Annotated in this window: 13 protein-coding genes and 2 pseudogenes; 13 read left to right on the top strand and 2 right to left on the bottom strand. The window is 60.4% G+C overall.

Features of this window, described 5'->3' with window-relative positions; translation table 11 throughout:
• Window positions 1–37: 37 nt before the first annotated feature.
• The 13 genes and pseudogenes from ubiE to AC54XV_RS01885 all read left to right on the top strand — a co-directional run bounded on the left by ubiE (window position 38) and on the right by AC54XV_RS01885 (window position 10,295).
• Complete coding sequence (gene ubiE, locus AC54XV_RS01945) at window positions 38–808, top strand: bifunctional demethylmenaquinone methyltransferase/2-methoxy-6-polyprenyl-1,4-benzoquinol methylase UbiE (RefSeq protein ID WP_002551635.1); 771 nt, start codon at window positions 38–40, stop codon at window positions 806–808.
• Window positions 808–1,431 carry a ubiquinone biosynthesis accessory factor UbiJ gene (locus AC54XV_RS01940; protein ID WP_003403066.1) on the top strand — a complete coding sequence of 208 codons (624 nt, stop codon included), beginning with the start codon at window positions 808–810 and terminating at the stop codon, window positions 1,429–1,431. The genes ubiE and AC54XV_RS01940 overlap by 1 nt, the downstream gene beginning before the upstream one ends.
• A complete protein-coding gene (gene ubiB, locus AC54XV_RS01935) occupies window positions 1,428–3,047 on the top strand; it encodes a ubiquinone biosynthesis regulatory protein kinase UbiB (protein ID WP_003316635.1) in 1,620 nt (539 codons plus the stop codon). Before AC54XV_RS01940 ends, ubiB begins: the two co-directional genes overlap by 4 nt.
• A gap of 67 nt (window positions 3,048–3,114) precedes the next feature.
• On the top strand, window positions 3,115–3,507 hold the full coding sequence (gene hisI, locus AC54XV_RS01930) for a phosphoribosyl-AMP cyclohydrolase (protein WP_003403068.1): 393 nt from the start codon (window positions 3,115–3,117) through the stop codon (window positions 3,505–3,507).
• Between the two features lie 2 nt (window positions 3,508–3,509).
• A complete protein-coding gene (locus AC54XV_RS01925; protein WP_002551631.1) occupies window positions 3,510–3,842 on the top strand; it encodes a phosphoribosyl-ATP diphosphatase in 333 nt (110 codons plus the stop codon).
• Window positions 3,843–3,886: 44 nt separating this feature from the next.
• Entirely contained in the window at window positions 3,887–4,162 is a 276-nt protein-coding gene (locus AC54XV_RS01920; protein WP_003316632.1) for a twin-arginine translocase TatA/TatE family subunit, read from the top strand.
• Between the two features lie 4 nt (window positions 4,163–4,166).
• Entirely contained in the window at window positions 4,167–4,643 is a 477-nt protein-coding gene (tatB, locus tag AC54XV_RS01915; RefSeq protein WP_024640650.1) for a Sec-independent protein translocase protein TatB, read from the top strand.
• Entirely contained in the window at window positions 4,640–5,440 is an 801-nt protein-coding gene (gene tatC / locus AC54XV_RS01910) for a twin-arginine translocase subunit TatC (RefSeq protein ID WP_011266364.1), read from the top strand. The genes tatB and tatC overlap by 4 nt, the downstream gene beginning before the upstream one ends.
• Window positions 5,437–6,144: a 16S rRNA (uracil(1498)-N(3))-methyltransferase gene (locus AC54XV_RS01905; RefSeq protein ID WP_058398650.1), complete on the top strand. Its 708-nt coding sequence runs from the start codon at window positions 5,437–5,439 to the stop codon at window positions 6,142–6,144. Before tatC ends, AC54XV_RS01905 begins: the two co-directional genes overlap by 4 nt.
• A gap of 88 nt (window positions 6,145–6,232) precedes the next feature.
• Window positions 6,233–7,294, top strand: a pseudogene (locus tag AC54XV_RS01900) (methyl-accepting chemotaxis protein); the annotation flags it as partial.
• Window positions 7,286–8,149 (top strand): methyl-accepting chemotaxis protein, encoded by an 864-nt coding sequence (locus tag AC54XV_RS01895; RefSeq protein ID WP_445081658.1) that lies wholly within the window; start codon window positions 7,286–7,288, stop codon window positions 8,147–8,149. The pseudogene AC54XV_RS01900 and the gene AC54XV_RS01895, both read left to right, overlap by 9 nt.
• Window positions 8,150–8,267: 118 nt before the next feature.
• Window positions 8,268–9,437, top strand: a pseudogene (locus AC54XV_RS01890) (methyl-accepting chemotaxis protein); the annotation flags it as partial.
• A complete protein-coding gene (locus tag AC54XV_RS01885) occupies window positions 9,420–10,295 on the top strand; it encodes a methyl-accepting chemotaxis protein (RefSeq protein WP_370661159.1) in 876 nt (291 codons plus the stop codon). The pseudogene AC54XV_RS01890 and the gene AC54XV_RS01885, both read left to right, overlap by 18 nt.
• 1,149 nt (window positions 10,296–11,444) lie before the next feature.
• Here the strand turns inward: AC54XV_RS01885 and mdoH are convergent.
• Complete coding sequence (mdoH, locus tag AC54XV_RS01880; protein ID WP_024639238.1) at window positions 11,445–14,027, bottom strand: glucans biosynthesis glucosyltransferase MdoH; 2,583 nt, start codon at window positions 14,025–14,027, stop codon at window positions 11,445–11,447.
• Window positions 14,020–15,948, bottom strand: a complete 1,929-nt coding sequence (locus AC54XV_RS01875) for a glucan biosynthesis protein G (RefSeq protein ID WP_003427703.1) — start codon at window positions 15,946–15,948, stop codon at window positions 14,020–14,022. The genes mdoH and AC54XV_RS01875 overlap by 8 nt, the downstream gene beginning before the upstream one ends.
• Window positions 15,949–16,141: the final 193 nt, after the last annotated feature.

The following is a 16,141-nucleotide window of genomic DNA, read 5'->3' as shown; positions in this document are numbered from 1 at the left end:
GATTAGAATGACCCGCACTCTATTCCGGTGAAGCGATATGAACGATCAGCGCAAAGGCAGCGATGCCGAACCTACGACTCACTTCGGTTACAAAAATGTACCGGAAAGCCAGAAGGCAGAAAAAGTCGCTGAGGTTTTCCATTCGGTAGCGGCCAAGTACGACCTGATGAACGACCTGCTGTCCGGCGGCATGCATCGCCTGTGGAAGCGTTTCGCGATCGAGCTGTCCGGCGTCCGCACCGGTAACCGCGTGCTGGACATTGCTGGCGGCACGGGCGACCTGACCCGCAAATTCTCCAACCTGGTCGGCCCGACCGGCCAGGTGGTACTGGCTGACATCAACGCCTCCATGCTCAAGGTCGGCCGTGACCGCCTGCTGGACCTGGGTGTGTCGGGCAACGTCGAGTTCGTCCAGGCAGACGCCGAGAAGCTGCCATTCCCGGACAACCATTTCGACTGCGTGACCATCGCGTTCGGCCTGCGCAACGTGACGCACAAGGAAGACGCCCTGCGTTCCATGCTGCGCGTGCTCAAGCCGGGTGGTCGCCTGTTGGTGCTGGAGTTCTCCAAGCCGACCAACAAGTTGATGTCCAAGGCCTACGACGCCTACTCGTTCGCGTTCATGCCGTTGATGGGCAAGCTGGTCACCAATGATTCGGAAAGCTACCGCTATCTGGCCGAATCGATCCGCATGCACCCCAACCAGGAAACCCTCAAGTCGATGATGGTAGAAGCCGGTTTTGACCGCGTGACCTATCACAACATGACTGCCGGCGTCGTGGCCCTGCACCGCGGTATCAAACCCTGATGTTGCTCCGGGGGCTGCTCGCCAGCATCGAGCACGGCATCAATCGGGTGCTGCGCCTGGACAGCACCGCGCTGCCCCGCATGGCGCGTCTGTCCGGACGTGTCATTGCGGTGGACTGTCGCGATCCGTCCCTGAAGCTGTTCATCCTGCCCAGCGACCAAGGCTTGCTGCTCGCCGCTGACTGGGCTGCCGAAGCCGACTGCACCCTGCGTGCGCCGGCGTCCAGCCTGGTGCGTCTGTCCCTGAGCAAAGACAAGACCGCTGTGCTGCACGGCCCGGACGTCGAACTCGACGGTGACAGCGGCGCGCTGCTGGAACTGGTCGGCATTCTTCAGGACCTGGAGCTGGACTGGGAGCACGAACTGTCCAACTGGATCGGCCCGGTGGCCAGCCAGTTGTTCAGCAGCCACCTGCGCAACAGTGGGCGCTGGACGCGGGAAAGCTTCAACAGCCTCAGCCAGAACGTCACCGACTACCTCAGCGAAGAATCGCGCACGCTGGTAGGCAAACACGAAGCCGAAGCACGATTCGCCGAACTCGATCAGATCAAACTCGATCTGGAACGCCTCGAGGCGCGCTTTGCCCGCCTTGCCCACTCCCTCAATACCAGCGATAACGCATGAAGCTGCTTGCCGTCCGCCGTCTGTTTCGCATTCAACGTGTCGTTATCCGCTATCGCCTTGATGACCTGTTGTTCGCCCTGCCCCTGCCGTGGTGGATGCTCGCGCTGCGTTTCGTGCTGCCCTGGCGCTGGCTGCCCCGGCGCAAATCCGAGCTGAGCCGTGGCGTACGCTTTCGCCTGGCGCTCCAGGACCTGGGGCCGATTTTCATCAAGTTCGGGCAACTGCTGTCCACCCGGCGCGACCTGCTGCCCGAGGACATCGCCGACGAACTGATGCTGCTGCAGGACCGCGTGCCGCCGTTCGATCAGCAATTGGCGATCAAGCTGATCGAAGAACAGCTCGGCGCACGCATCTGCGACGTGTTCAGCCGCTTCGACGAGAAGCCGCTGGCATCCGCTTCGGTCGCTCAGGTGCATGCCGCCTGCCTGAAGACCGGCGAAGAAGTCGTGGTCAAGGTGGTACGCCCCGGCCTCAAGCCGATCATCGGTCAGGACCTGGCATGGCTGTTCATTCTCGCCCGCACCGCCGAGCGCGTCTCCGCCGATGCCCGCCTGCTGCACCCGGTGCAGGTGGTGATGGATTATGAAAAGACCATCTACGACGAACTCGACCTGCTGCGTGAAGCGGCCAACGCCAGCCAGTTGCGACGCAACTTCGAAGGCTCGGACCTGCTTTACGTGCCACAGGTCTACTGGGACTGGTGCCGGCCGAAAGTGCTGGTCATGGAGCGTATCTACGGCCTGCAGGTCACCGACATGGCCGGGCTGGCGGATCAGCGCACCGACATGAAATTACTGGCCGAGCGCGGCGTGGAGATCTTCTTCACGCAGATTTTTCGCGACAGCTTCTTCCATGCCGACATGCACCCCGGCAACATTTTCGTCAGCACGGTCAACCCGTGGGCGCCGAAGTACATTGCCATCGACTGCGGTATCGTCGGCAGCCTGACCCCGGAAGATCAGGATTACCTGGCGCGTAACCTGTTTGCCTTTTTCAAACGTGATTATCGTCGCGTTGCGCAACTGCACATCGATTCGGGCTGGGTGCCGGCAGAGACCAAGCTCAATGAATTCGAAGCGGCCATCCGCACGGTCTGCGAGCCGATTTTCGAGAAGCCGCTCAAGGATATTTCCTTCGGTCAGGTGCTGATGCGCCTGTTCCAGACCGCACGCCGCTTCAATATGGAAGTCCAGCCGCAACTGGTTCTGCTGCAAAAGACCCTGCTCAACATCGAGGGGCTGGGTCGTCAGCTGTACCCTGAACTGGACCTGTGGAGCACCGCGCAGCCTTATCTGGAGCGCTGGATGCGTGAACGGGTCAGCCCGAAAACCCTGCTGGGCAATCTGCAATCACAGGTCGAGCAATTGCCGCACATCGCCGGCATGACCCGTGACCTGCTGGAACGCATGTCCCGCCCGCACGCCTCGGACCCGCCACGCCCATGGCACGATCGCAAGGACGAGCCGGTCCTGCGGCTGATCGGTGCTGCATTGCTGGTCGGCGGCGCGATACAGGGCTGGGTGATGAGCGAGGCCGCCACCCAGTTGCTGACGCTCACCGCGTGGCCGGCCGCGATCATGCTGATCGCCGGCCTGTATCTGATCGTTCGCCGATAGCCAGCAGCGAATGGCGCTGGCACACTGTTCAATCCGCCGGGCATGAAAGCCGGCTGCCGGAGTAGATATGAAAGACTGGCTGGACGAGATTCACTGGAACAGCGACGGTCTGGTGCCTGCAATCGCTCAGGATCACAAGACCGGCCGGGTATTGATGATGGCCTGGATGAACCGCGAGGCCCTGAGCCTGACCGCGGCCGAGAACCGTGCCATCTATTGGTCGCGTTCGCGTGGCAAACTCTGGCGCAAAGGTGAAGAATCGGGTCATGTGCAAAAGCTGCATGAACTGCGCCTGGACTGTGACGCCGACGTCATTATCCTGATGGTCGAGCAGATCGGTGGCATCGCTTGCCATACCGGCCGCGAAAGTTGCTTCTACCGAGTGTATGAAAAGTCAGGCTGGAAGACCGTAGACCCGGTTCTGAAAGATCCTGATGCTATTTACCCTGCAGGCCATTGAACATGACTGATACGTTGTCCCGTCTGGCCGAAGTGCTGGAATCACGCAAGGACGCCGCTGCCGACAGCTCCTATGTCGCAAGCCTGTATCACAAGGGCCTGAACAAGATTCTGGAAAAGCTCGGCGAAGAGTCGATCGAGACCATCATCGCTGCCAAGGACGCTGCGGTCAGCGGCGATTGCAGTGACGTGATTTATGAAACCGCTGACCTGTGGTTTCACAGCATGGTGATGCTCGCCGCGCTGGGTCAGCACCCACAGGCCGTGCTCGATGAACTGGACCGCCGATTCGGCTTGTCCGGTCACGCGGAAAAAGCCGCTCGCACGGCAGAGTAACGCTCTCCCCTTTCAAGCTTGAACTCTTTTACGAGGACTGTTTCATGGGTATTTTTGACTGGAAACACTGGATCGTCATCCTGATCGTCGTAGTACTGGTTTTCGGGACCAAGAAACTCAAGGGCCTGGGCAGCGACGTCGGCGAATCGATCAAGGGCTTTCGCAAGGCGATGAATGACGACGACAAGCCTGCCGAACAGCCTGCACCTCAACCCCAGCAGGCCCAGCCAGCCCCACAGGGCTCGCCGCTGAATCAGCCGCACACCATCGACGCGCAGGCGCACAAAGTCGACGAGCCGATCCGCAAAGACCAGGTTTAAGCCCATGTTCGGTATCAGCTTCTCTGAACTGCTGCTTGTCGGCCTGGTTGCCTTGCTGGTACTGGGTCCCGAGCGCCTGCCGGGTGCTGCACGCACCGCAGGCTTATGGATCGGCCGCTTGAAGCGCAGCTTCAATGCGATCAAACAGGAAGTTGAACGTGAAATCGGGGCTGACGAAATTCGTCGGCAGCTGCACAACGAGCATATTCTTTCGATGGAAGACGAAGCGCGCAAAATGTTCGCGCCCAATCAGCCGTCCGAGAACAGCCCGGAGCCGGCAAACCCGCCGCCAGCGCCCGCTGCGGCCGAAGCTGCAAGCCCCGTGCACGACCAAGCCGCACACCACGAAATCGGCCCTGCCCAACCTGCGGCACCAAAGACCGAGCTGTCGCTGGAGAAAACCGCCAAACCGGCTGACGCCGGCACACCGGTCCCGGCGCCTCCCGCCCACGATTCGTCATTGCCACCGCGAGCACCATGAGCGCTGATACCCCGGAAAATGATCAGCAAATGCCGCTGATCTCGCACCTCACCGAGCTGCGTACACGTCTGTTGCGCTGCGTTGCGGCAGTCTTCCTGATTTTCGCCGGCCTGTTCTACTTCACGCAGAAGATCTACACACTGGTCTCGGCGCCGCTGCGAGTCTATCTGCCTGAAGGCGCAACGATGATCGCCACCGATGTGGCCTCGCCGTTCATCACGCCGTTCAAGCTGACCATGATGGTCGCGCTGTTTCTGTCCATGCCGGTCATCCTGCATCAGATCTGGGGCTTCATCGCGCCGGGCCTGTACAAGCACGAGAAGCGTGTCGCAGTGCCATTGCTGGTGTCGAGCATCATCCTGTTCTACGCAGGCATGGCGTTCGCCTACTTCCTGGTCTTCCCGCTGATTTTCCACTTCTTCGCCAGCGTGACGCCGGAAGGCGTGTCGATGATGACCGACATCGCCAGCTACCTGGACTTCGTGATGACGCTGTTCTTCGCCTTTGGCGTGGCCTTCGAAATCCCGGTGGCCGTGGTGTTGCTGGTGTGGATCGGCATCGTCGACGTCAAGTACCTGAAGAAGATCCGCCCTTATGTGATCATCGGCTGCTTCGTGGTCGGCATGATCCTCACGCCGCCGGACATCTTCTCGCAGACGCTGCTGGCGGTGCCGATGTGGCTGCTCTTCGAGCTGGGCGTCCTGTGCAGCACGATGATCAAGAAGCGTGGCGAACATCCGGACGATGAGGCCGAGGACGCTGACAAGCAGGATCAGCCGCCCGCGACCACGCCGTGAACCTGCTGCTGCTTGAGGAAGCCGATTTCATTGCGGCGGACCGGGTGGTCCTGCGTGACCGCCGCCTGAAGCACATGCAGGAGGTGCACCGCGCAGAGGTCGGCGACAGTGTGCGGGTGGGCCGGATCAATGGCCTGCTGGGCAATGCCGAACTGCTGCGCCTTGAACCGCATGAAGCAGAGCTGCGTGTCGAGCTACAGAGTGCGCCGCCGGCCAAACTGCCGCTTACCCTGTTGCTGGCGTTGCCACGCCCGAAGATGTTACGCCGGGTGTTTCAGACCGTTGCGACCATGGGCGTGCCGAAAGTCATCCTGCTGAACAGTTACAGGGTGGAAAAAAGCTTCTGGCAGACGCCATTTCTCGAGCCTGAAGCCATCCGCGAGCAGCTGATTCTGGGCCTGGAGCAGGGTCGCGATTCGGTGCTGCCTGAAATCGTGATCGAAAAGCGCTTCAAGCCGTTCGTTGAAGATCGCTTGCCGCAGATCGCGCTCGACACACTGGCCCTGGTTGGCCATCCCGGTGATTTCCCGGCCTGCCCACGTGCGGTCACCCAACCGGTCACGCTGGCCATCGGCCCTGAAGGTGGCTGGATACCCTACGAAATCGATCTGTTGCGCCAGTCAGGTTTGCAACCCGTGCAACTGGGCGAACGCATCCTGCGCGTTGAAACCGCTGTAACGGCCCTTCTCGCTCGCTTGTTCTAAGCTGTCAGTGTCGACTCAATCGCTTCAGTTAACCGATAACTGGCCGATGCAGTCGGATACTTAGGACAAAAGACGTCAAGGAGTGATCATGTCTCGTGGGTTATCCAAAAGCCTCGCCAATGCGAGTGTCAGCCTGAAATTGGCGATCGGCTTTGGTCTGGTGCTGTTGATGACGCTGATGATTTCAGCCACCGGCTGGTTCAGCAATCAGGCGCTGATCGATCGTGGGGACCGTGTCACTGCGATTGCAGAGGTCAATGAGCTGACCCTTCAGTTGCGCATCAACCGTATGAGCTACGAGGTGCTGTACAACGCAGAGACTGCAGCGAAGGTCAGAAGTACACTCGATGAGCTCGACGCTGCACTGCAAACCGCCAGAAACCTGCTGCGATCCCCCGAGAACCTGCAGTTGCTGGATGTCCAGATTCAGGCAACGCGGGACTATCGGCAGTCGTTCGAGGACATGAGCAAGGCGATCGAAACCCGCGAAGCGAGCCGCAGCCAGATGGGCGAAAACGCCGACAAGGCAGTGGATCAGGCCAACAGGATCGAAGCCGAACTGCTCAAGGAAGATAACATCCTGGCCTTCAATGGCATCGTCGGCGTCAGCAAGCTGATTCAGCAGGCGCGCTTTCAGGTACGTGGTTACACCTACAGCGGCCGTCCCGATTTCGAAAAGGACGCCAATAAAGCCATCGATGACGCTGTGACCGGGATCAACACGCTGGCTGGCGACATTTCTTCCACTTATTCGCCCATGCTGCAACAGGCCATCGCCGGGCTGAATGGCTACCGCGCGGCTGTGGGCAAATACCGCGATGCCCAGGCCGCCTCCAAGGCCGCACTGGATAAAATGACCACGCTGGGCGTCAGCATGCTCGCCACCAGCAACGACCTGATTGCCAGACAGAACAAGAGCCGCGACGCAGACAGCGCCAAGTCGGTCACGATGATCGCCGCTGCTACTGCGCTGGCGCTGGTGTTGAGCATTCTCGCGGCGTGGGTCATCACTCGCCAGATCACCACCCCGCTGCAGGAGACTCTCGAAGTAGTGGAGCGGGTCGCCTCGGGCGACCTGAGCCGCAACCTCAAGGTCGATCGCAAGGACGAACTGGGCAAGCTGCAGGCCACGATTCAGCGCATGACGGTCAGTCTGCGCGAACTGGTCGGCGGGATTCGTGATGGCGTCACCCAGATTGCCAGCGCTGCGGAAGAGCTGTCGGCGGTTACCGAGCAGACCAGTGCCGGGGTCAACAGTCAGAAGGTCGAGACTGATCAGGTGGCCACCGCCATGCATGAAATGACGGCAACCGTTCAGGAGGTCGCGCGCAACGCCGAGGAAGCCTCGGAAGCAGCAGTGGCGGCAGACCGTCAGGCCCGTGATGGCGAACGGGTGGTCAACGAGGCCATTGCGCAAATCGAACGTCTCGCCTCTGCGGTGGGCAACTCCAGCGAAGCAATGGGCGCGTTGAAACAGGAAAGCGACAAGATTGGCAGCGTGCTGGACGTCATCAAATCGGTCGCCGAACAGACCAACCTGCTGGCGTTGAACGCCGCTATCGAGGCAGCACGCGCCGGTGAGGCCGGTCGGGGCTTTGCGGTGGTTGCCGATGAAGTGCGCAGCCTGGCGCAACGCACGCAAAAATCCACTGAAGAAATCGAAGCGCTTATTGCCCGCCTGCAAAGCGGCACACAACAGGCCACCACCGTCATGGACAGCAGCCGCGAGCTGAGCACCAGCAGCGTGGAACTGACCCGCAGGGCCGGTGGATCGCTGGCGAACATCACCAAAACCGTCTCGTCGATCCAGGCCATGAACCAGCAGATTGCGGCTGCCGCCGAAGAACAGAGCGCGACCGCCGAAGAGATCAACCGCAGCATCATCAATGTCCGTGACGTGTCCGAACAGACCTCTGCAGCCAGTGAAGAAACCGCGGCGTCCAGTGTAGAACTGGCGAGACTGGGCAATCACCTTCAGGTGCTGGTGAGCCGTTTCACCGTCTGACCTGTCAGGACACAGCCCGCGTCAGCACTCGGCGCGGGCCATTTTCCCTGACAAAATGTGACACCTTTCACCCCTCTTCCGTGCTCGGAAATCTCCTACGACCTTCTCAGGTCACGCAATGAATCGCCACGCCGATGCGCTCACAACGCATGTCCCGACGGGTTCGGAACGTGCTTTTGTTCGCTCATTGCAGGAGATTCCAATGTTCCGACTGATCAATCAAGCGCTCGGCAACATGAACGTCAGATTCAAACTGTCCCTGGGTTTCGGCCTGGTGCTGTTATTGACGCTGATCATCACACTGACGGGCTGGCATGGCCTGTACACCATGATCGACCGCTCGGAGTCGCTCTCGGACATCGCCCAGCTCAACGGTCTGACCAAAGATCTGCGCGCCGAGCGAATCACCGACCGCGTCCAGAAAACCCCGGAGAGCACGGCGCTGGTTACAGAAAAGCTCAATGAAATGAAAGCCCAGCTCACCCTGCTGCACAAGCAGAGTGACGAGGAGGCAACCATCAAGCTGCTCAACGGGCAGTTCGAGACGCTGAACAGGATCGAAAAGACCTTCGCGGACGTTCGCGACAACCGACAGACCCGCAACCAGATCCGTACGCGTCTGGAGCAGACCTCGGAACAGGCCTTGCAGGCCATCGCGCAGGTTGAGGTAGAAGTGCTCAAAAGCGTCAGCCAGGAACAGGACAGCAGCGAGCGGATGGAGGAATTCACCAATATTTCCCAACTGAGGCAGCAGGTCCAGACCGCTCGTTATCAAGTGCAGACGTATACCTTCACCACCCGCGACGCGGATGAAAGCGCAGCCATTGCGGCCATCGACGAAGCGCTCAAGGAAATCGGGCAGATCGCTCAGGATCAGGGCAACGAAAGCCTTCAGGGCCTGACACCGGCGACCGCAGCCCTGCAGAGTTATCGCGAACGGCTTGGCGAGTTCAAGCAGATACAGACCAAGGCCGAAGCGGATCAGGAAATCATGGAAGGCCTTGGCGAAACGCTGCTGGACTCCGTCGGCGCGCTGAATCGCCTGCAGACTGCACAGCGCGACAGCGAGGCGGCTAATTCCAGCGCCATGCTGAGCAGTGTTGCAGGTCTGGCACTGCTGATCGGATTGCTTGCCGCCTGGATCATGACCCGACAGATCACCGTGCCGTTGCAGCAGACACTCAGTGCCGCAGCGCGCATCGCTCAGGGCGATCTGAGCCGGGACATATCGGTCACACGCCGTGACGAAATGGGTCAGTTACAAGGCAGCATGCAGACCATGACCGTCAGCCTGCGCGAACTGGTTGGCGGCATCAGCGAGGGCGTGTCGCAGATCGCCAGCGCGGCCGAACAGCTATCCGCGGTGACCAAACAGACCTGCATCGGAGTCACCAGCCAAAAAGACGAAACCGACCAGGTGGCCACGGCCATGAATGAAATGGCCGCGACCGTGCAGGAAGTCGCGCGCAATGCGCAAGAAGCTTCGCAGGCAGCCGCTCAGGCGGATCAACAGGCGCGCAGCGGCGATGAAGTGGTCGGGCAGGCGATCACGCAGATCGAGCAACTGGCTCGCGAAGTGCTGAACTCCACGCAGTCGATGAGCGCGCTCAAGCAGGAGAGTAACAAGATCGTCGGCGTTCTTGACGTGATCAAGTCTGTTTCACAGCAGACCAATCTGCTGGCTCTCAATGCGGCGATTGAAGCAGCCCGCGCGGGAGAGGCCGGGCGCGGCTTCGCGGTGGTTGCCGATGAAGTGCGTGGTCTGGCGCAGCGCACGCAAAAGTCCACCGAGGAAATCGAAGAGCTGATCGCCGCCCTGCAAACCGGCACACAACAGGTCGCGACCACTCTGGACAGCAGCCGCACCCTGACTGACAACACGGTTGAACTGAGCCGTCGTGCCGGTGGCGCACTGGAGCAGATCACCCGCACCGTGGCGACGATCCAGCACATGAACGAACAGATCGCTACCGCCAGCGAGGAACAGAGCGTGGTCGCCGAACAGATCAACCGTAACGTCATCAGCGTACGCGACATCTCCGAACAAACCGCCGCAGCCAGCGAACAAACCGCCGCCTCCAGCGTCGAACTCGCCAGACTGGGAACCCACCTGCAGACACTGGTGGGGAAATTCAGGGTGGGTTGATAGATCTGCGACGCAAGGATTCCGACGCTGGAGCGCTTGGCGTTATACACCAGCCTGCTTTTGATTCTGCCCAACGGGCGTAGGAGCGGACTTGTCCGCGAAGGGGCCGCCAAGCTTTCCGAACATGCATCGCCTGAGCGAGCGTCTTCGCGAACAAGTTCGCTCCTACCCCTCGGACAGGAGGCCGTTTTTGATTCTGCCCAACGGGCGTAGGAGCGGACTTGTCCGCGAAGGGGCCGCCAAGCTTTCCGGACATGCATCGCCTGAGCGACCGTCTTCGCGAACAAGTTCGCTCCTACCCCTCGGGCAGGAGGCCGTTTTTGATTCTGCCCAACGGGCGTAGGAGCGGACTTGTCCGCGAAGGGGCCGCCAAGCTTTCCGGACATGCATCGCCTGAGCGACCGTCTTCGCGAACAAGTTCGCTCCTACCCCTCGGGCAGGAGGCCGTTTTTGATTCTGCCCAACGGGCGTAGGAGCGGACTTGTCCGCGAAGGGGCCGTCAAGCTTTCCGAACATGCATCGCTTGAGCGACCGTCTTCGCGAACAAGTTCGCTCCTAGCCCTCGGGCAGGAGGCCGTTTTTGATTCTGCCCAACGGGCGTAGGAGCGGACTTGTCCGCGAAGGGGCCGCCAAGCTTTCCGAACATGCATCGCCTGAGCGAGCGTCTTCGCGAACAAGTTCGCTCCTACCCCTCGGACAGGAGGCCGTTTTTGATTCTGCCCAACGGGCGTAGGAGCGGACTTGTCCGCGAAGGGGCCGCCAAGCTTTCCGGACATGCATCGCCTGAGCGACCGTCTTCGCGAACAAGTTCGCTCCTACCCCTCGGGCAGGAGGCCGTTTTTGATTCTGCCCAACGGGCGTAGGAGCGGACTTGTCCGCGAAGGGGCCGCCAAGCTTTCCGGACATGCATCGCCTGAGCGACCGTCTTCGCGAACAAGTTCGCTCCTACCCCTCGGGCAGGAGGCCGTTTTTGATTCTGCCCAACGGGCGTAGGAGCGGACTTGTCCGCGAAGGGGCCGTCAAGCTTTCCGAACATGCCGCGAACAAGTTCGCCTCTCCCCCTCGCTTGCGTGGGTCTTTGCCACAAAGCCCAATAAAAAAGCCCCTGACGCGGTAAGCGTCAGGGGCTCTTTTCGTAGCCGGGCGGTTTTAGACCGGGACCGGCTCCGATGCTTTACCGACAGGCTGCAAAGGCAGCAGAGGCGCATGTGGATCGGCTTCGATGGAAGCTCTCCACGCGGCCAGCCACTCTTCGTGACCTTCGCTCCAGACGCGCTCGTGCAAGCGGCCAAGGGCTACCGGGTCGCTCAGCAGCATCAGGCGTTCCTGATTGCCGAGTTTTGCCGGACCGACCTTGAGTGCCTGATCGACACGCTCCATACGCACCACTTCAATAGGCTGAGCCTGACGGTGACGCGACGTCGCCAGGGCGCAGGCCAGGGCGTTCTGGCGCGGGTCGACCACAGCGCGGATGAAGCCCTGCTTCAGCGCATGCCAGCGGTTCTCGTAGGTGTACCGATCCGTCGAGATCAGCTCTTGCGGCGGCTCGAACTCTTCAGGAATCAGGAAGAACTTCTCGTCACGCGCCTTGACGCCCAGATTGGTACGGCTGGAAATCACCGACACCGGAATCGACAGCATCAACGACACCACGATCGGCGCAAGCCACCACAGGAAGCTCGGGTTCAACCAGAACACCAGCAAGGCCCAGCACGCGCCCAGCAGGGTTTGCGGACCATGACGCTTCACCGCTTCGATCCACGGCGTGGAATCATCGTCGCGCTGCGGCGAGTTCCAGGTCGCGGCCCAGCCCAGGAAGGCGGCCAGTACGAAGCGGGTGTGGAACAGCATGCGCACCGGAGCCAGCAGCACCGAGAAGAGCATTTCCAGCAGCATCGAAATGGTGACCTTGAACTTGCCACCGAAGCCTTTCGCGCCCTTGGCCCAGATCAGAATGACGCTGAGCAGTTTAGGCAGGAACAGCAGGACGATGGTGGTCGAGAACAACGCAACGGCTTTTTCCGGGTGCCATTGTGGCCACAGCGGATACAGCTGACGCGGTTCAAGGAAGTAGGTCGGCTCCATCAGCGTGTTCACTGCCAGCAAGGCCGTGGACAGCACGAGGAAGAAGAACCACAACGGCGCCGACAGGTAAGACATCACACCGGTCAGGAACACCGCACGGTGAACCGGGTGCATGCCCTTGACCAGGAACAGCCTGAAGTTCATCAGGTTGCCGTGGCACCAGCGACGGTCACGCTTGAGTTCGTCCAGCAGGTTAGGCGGCAACTCTTCGTAACTGCCTGGCAGGTCGTAGGCAATCCACACGCCCCAGCCGGCACGGCGCATCAGCGCAGCTTCGACGAAGTCGTGGGAGAGGATCGCACCGGCGAATGCGCCTTTGCCGGGCAACGGCGCCAGGGCGCAGTGCTCGATGAAGGGCTTCATGCGGATGATCGCGTTGTGACCCCAATAGTGGGATTCACCCAGCTGCCAGAAGTGCAGACCGGCAGTGAACAGCGGACCATAGACCCGTGTAGCGAACTGCTGCATGCGTGCATACAGCGTGTCCATACCCGACGCACGTGGCGCGGTCTGGATGATACCGGCGTCCGGCGTGGCTTCCATCAGGCGAACCAGACTGGTCAGACACTCACCGCTCATGACGCTGTCGGCGTCCAGCACGACCATGTAGCGGTAGTCACCGCCCCAGCGCCGGCAGAAGTCGTCGAGGTTGCCGCTTTTGCGTTTTACGCGACGGCGACGGCGACGGTAGAAGATCTTGCCGAAGCCTTTGGTCTCGCGGCACACGTCCAGCCACGCCTGTTGCTCGGCAACGGCGATGTCGGTTTCGTTGGTGTCACTGAGCACGAAGAAATCGAAACGATCCAGGTCACCCGTGGCCGCTACCGATTCGAACGTAGCGCGCAGACCGGCGAAAACCCGAGGCACGTCTTCGTTGCAGATCGGCATGACCAGCGCAGTACGTGCGCCCTTTTCGATCGGCTCGTTGCCGGCACTGGCACCCGAGATGCGGTATTTGTCGCGACCGGTGAGTAGCTCCAGGAAGCCCATCAGCGCGGTCCAGAAACCGGCCGATACCCAGCAGAACAGAATCCCGAACAGCAACAGAATACTGGTCTGCAAGGCATAAGGCATGACCTGCAAGGCGGTCTGCACGAAGGTCTGACGGGTGATTTCGTCGAGCGAAACCAGCGACCAGCCCTGATAAGGCAGAATGCCTTTCATGTACCAGCCAGCCACGATCGTCTGACCCAGCATGAGGATCAGCAGGATGTAGCGACGGATCGAACCGACGGTACGCCAGCGCGCCTTCGGCAGATCACGCGGCAGATCATCATGCTCGGGCTTGGGCGGGTTGCCCTTGCCGGTCAGGCGACGCCAGCCGCGCACCAGGATGTTGGTGCGCCATGGCTCTGGCACGACCTTGGTCCGGCGAATCGGTGGTGTGGCCTTCAGGCACAGGCGACCGCTGGCATCGACGCCGAGCATCTCGGCGTCCTCCAGCTGATCTGCGGTAGTCAGCGTCAGACGGCGACCCACCGAAGCCTGAGCGGCCTCGGCAGGGTCAGTGACCGGCTGCGCGGACAGTCGCTCATGCAACTCGGCGAAGGTCGTGCAGCCGGCAAGTTCTGCCCGCTGCTCGTCGCTCATCGGTAAATGCGCCAGGTACTCGTTCAGAGACATTGGCACCGGTAGAGAATTACTCATCGCTCGGCAACTGATAGCTCCAGGTCTCGGTCATGACTTGCAACGTCTTGGCCGGTTCCGGATGGGTGGGTGCTGCCTCGGTTTCAGGCTGCTGAATTTCCTTACCGTCCTTGTCCTTGGCTACGTCAGCCTTGGATGCGTCGGCTTTGCCTGCATCGGCTTTGGCGACTTCGCCTTTGCCTTTGGCTGCGTCGGCTTTGCCAGCTTCAGACTTGGCAGTCTCAGGCTTGGCAGCTTCCGGCTTGGGTGCGTCGGCCTTGGCGATTTCTACCTGGTCGTTGGCGGACTCCTTGGCGACTGCCGGCTTGGCAGCTTCCTTGGCGGCGGCCTTCTTCTCTTCGGCTTTGTCAGCCACGAGCAGCGCAGGTTCCTTGCCTGGTTCGGCAGGGATTTCACGCAACAGGTAGGCGCGCATTTCGGTCGGCTTGCTGGAATCCTTGACCTTGACACGCAGGGTCAGGCGGTAGCCTTTGGTGACCGGGTTGTAACGCAGGTTGTTTTCCACCAGCTCGACGTTGTCGTCAGTGGTCACCTGGCTGCGAATGGTCTTGTCTTCCGGCAGTGCGGCCAGCACCGGGCCCACGAAGTCGACCAGGAAGGCAAGGCTGCCGTCCGGCTGACGGATCAGGTTGGACTGACGCACGTCACCGATGGAGCGTTGAGTCTGCTTGACCCAGCCCAGATCCGGCGAGTGAATCGAGTTTTCCTGCATGGTCCAGTGCAGACGGTAGTCGAACGCCATTTCCTGGCCAGGCTCGGCCAGCGTTTCAGGCTTCCAGTAGGCCACGATGTTGTCGTTGGTCTCGTCGGCAGTCGGAATTTCGACCAGCTCTACAGTCCCCTTGCCCCAATCGCCCTTCGGCTCGATCCAGGCACTTGGACGCTTGTCGTAGCGGTCATCCAGGTCTTCGTACTGGCTGAAGTCGCGGCCACGTTGCAGCAGACCGAAACCACGCGGGTTCTCGACCGAGAAGCTGCTGATGGACAGATGTTTAGGGTTGTTCAGCGGACGCCACAGCCACTCACCGTTGGCCGCCTGAATCGACAGACCGCTGGAATCGTGCAGTTCACGACGGTAGTTAGGCACACGCGAAGGCTGGTTGGCGCCGAACAGGAACATACTGGTCAGAGGAGCAACGCCCAGCTTGTTGACCTTGTCACGCAGGAACATGCGCGACTTCACGTCAACCAGGGTGTTGGTACCCGGACGCAGGGTCAACTGATAGGCACCGGTGGCACGCGGCGAGTCGAGCAGAGCAAAGATCACCAGATGGTTGTCATCCGGGCCTGGCTTCTCGATCCAGAATTCCTTGAAGCGCGGAAATTCTTCACCGGATGGCGAGGCAGTGTCGATCGCCATGCCGCGCGCGGAAAGGCCATAAACCTGACCCTTGCCGATGACGCGGAAGTAGCTCGCGCCCAGCATGGTCATGATTTCGTCCTGCTTGTCATCCTTGTTGATCGGATACAGGACACGGAAACCGGCATAACCCAGTTTCTCGGTGGATTTCGGGTCGATCTTCAGATCGCCGAAGTCAAAACGATTCGGGTCGTACTTGATCTCGTCGACGCTGGTCGCGGTCACTTCGTTGATCTTGACCGGCGTATCGAAGTGCATGCCCTGGTGGTAGAAAGACACTTTGAACGGAGTCTTCTCACCCGCCCATTCGGCCTTGTCATCACGGAAGCGGATCTTCTGATAATCGGCGAACTTCATGTCGCGCAGCTCGTTCGGCAGATTGCTCCGCGGAGCCTCGAACTTCTGCCCGGCCATTTCTTTGGCCTTCGCCGCTACATCATCAAGGTTGAACGCCCACAGTTGACCTGCACTGAACAGGCATACAAGGGCCGAGCTTGCCAGAAGTGCACTACGCAACCGCTTGACAGGTGTCTTTGGAGCATCACAGGGACTAACAATCACGAGCAACCCTCGCCGAAAAACAGATGAAAAAACCAACGGCCAGCTATCAATGCCGGGTTGGCGAGCATTGTTCCGACTCCGAATGGGCTTAATGATTCCCCAACCAGGTGTCAGAACCGCTTTTGTCATACCAAATGGACCAACAGTGTCGATCCCCGCAACGCGCGATTATCCAGTAGCGCGCGCCACAACG

It is taken from the genome of Pseudomonas fragariae (ex Marin et al. 2024) (assembly GCF_059621105.1).
The sequence above is the reverse complement of the archived record's forward strand: the minus strand, read 5'-3'. Positions and strand labels throughout refer to the sequence as shown.

What these genes read in the sequence shown, in the direction of transcription:
- ubiE (WP_002551635.1), top strand. Translation starts at nt 38, where the DNA reads ATGAACGATCAGCGCAAAGGCAGCGATGCCGAACCTACGACTCACTTC.
- AC54XV_RS01940 (WP_003403066.1), top strand. Translation starts at nt 808, where the DNA reads ATGTTGCTCCGGGGGCTGCTCGCCAGCATCGAGCACGGCATCAATCGG.
- ubiB (WP_003316635.1), top strand. Translation starts at nt 1,428, where the DNA reads ATGAAGCTGCTTGCCGTCCGCCGTCTGTTTCGCATTCAACGTGTCGTT.
- hisI (WP_003403068.1), top strand. Translation starts at nt 3,115, where the DNA reads ATGAAAGACTGGCTGGACGAGATTCACTGGAACAGCGACGGTCTGGTG.
- AC54XV_RS01925 (WP_002551631.1), top strand. Translation starts at nt 3,510, where the DNA reads ATGACTGATACGTTGTCCCGTCTGGCCGAAGTGCTGGAATCACGCAAG.
- AC54XV_RS01920 (WP_003316632.1), top strand. Translation starts at nt 3,887, where the DNA reads ATGGGTATTTTTGACTGGAAACACTGGATCGTCATCCTGATCGTCGTA.
- tatB (WP_024640650.1), top strand. Translation starts at nt 4,167, where the DNA reads ATGTTCGGTATCAGCTTCTCTGAACTGCTGCTTGTCGGCCTGGTTGCC.
- tatC (WP_011266364.1), top strand. Translation starts at nt 4,640, where the DNA reads ATGAGCGCTGATACCCCGGAAAATGATCAGCAAATGCCGCTGATCTCG.
- AC54XV_RS01895 (WP_445081658.1), top strand. Translation starts at nt 7,286, where the DNA reads ATGACGGTCAGTCTGCGCGAACTGGTCGGCGGGATTCGTGATGGCGTC.
- AC54XV_RS01885 (WP_370661159.1), top strand. Translation starts at nt 9,420, where the DNA reads ATGCAGACCATGACCGTCAGCCTGCGCGAACTGGTTGGCGGCATCAGC.
- mdoH (WP_024639238.1), bottom strand. Translation starts at nt 14,027, where the DNA reads ATGAGTAATTCTCTACCGGTGCCAATGTCTCTGAACGAGTACCTGGCG.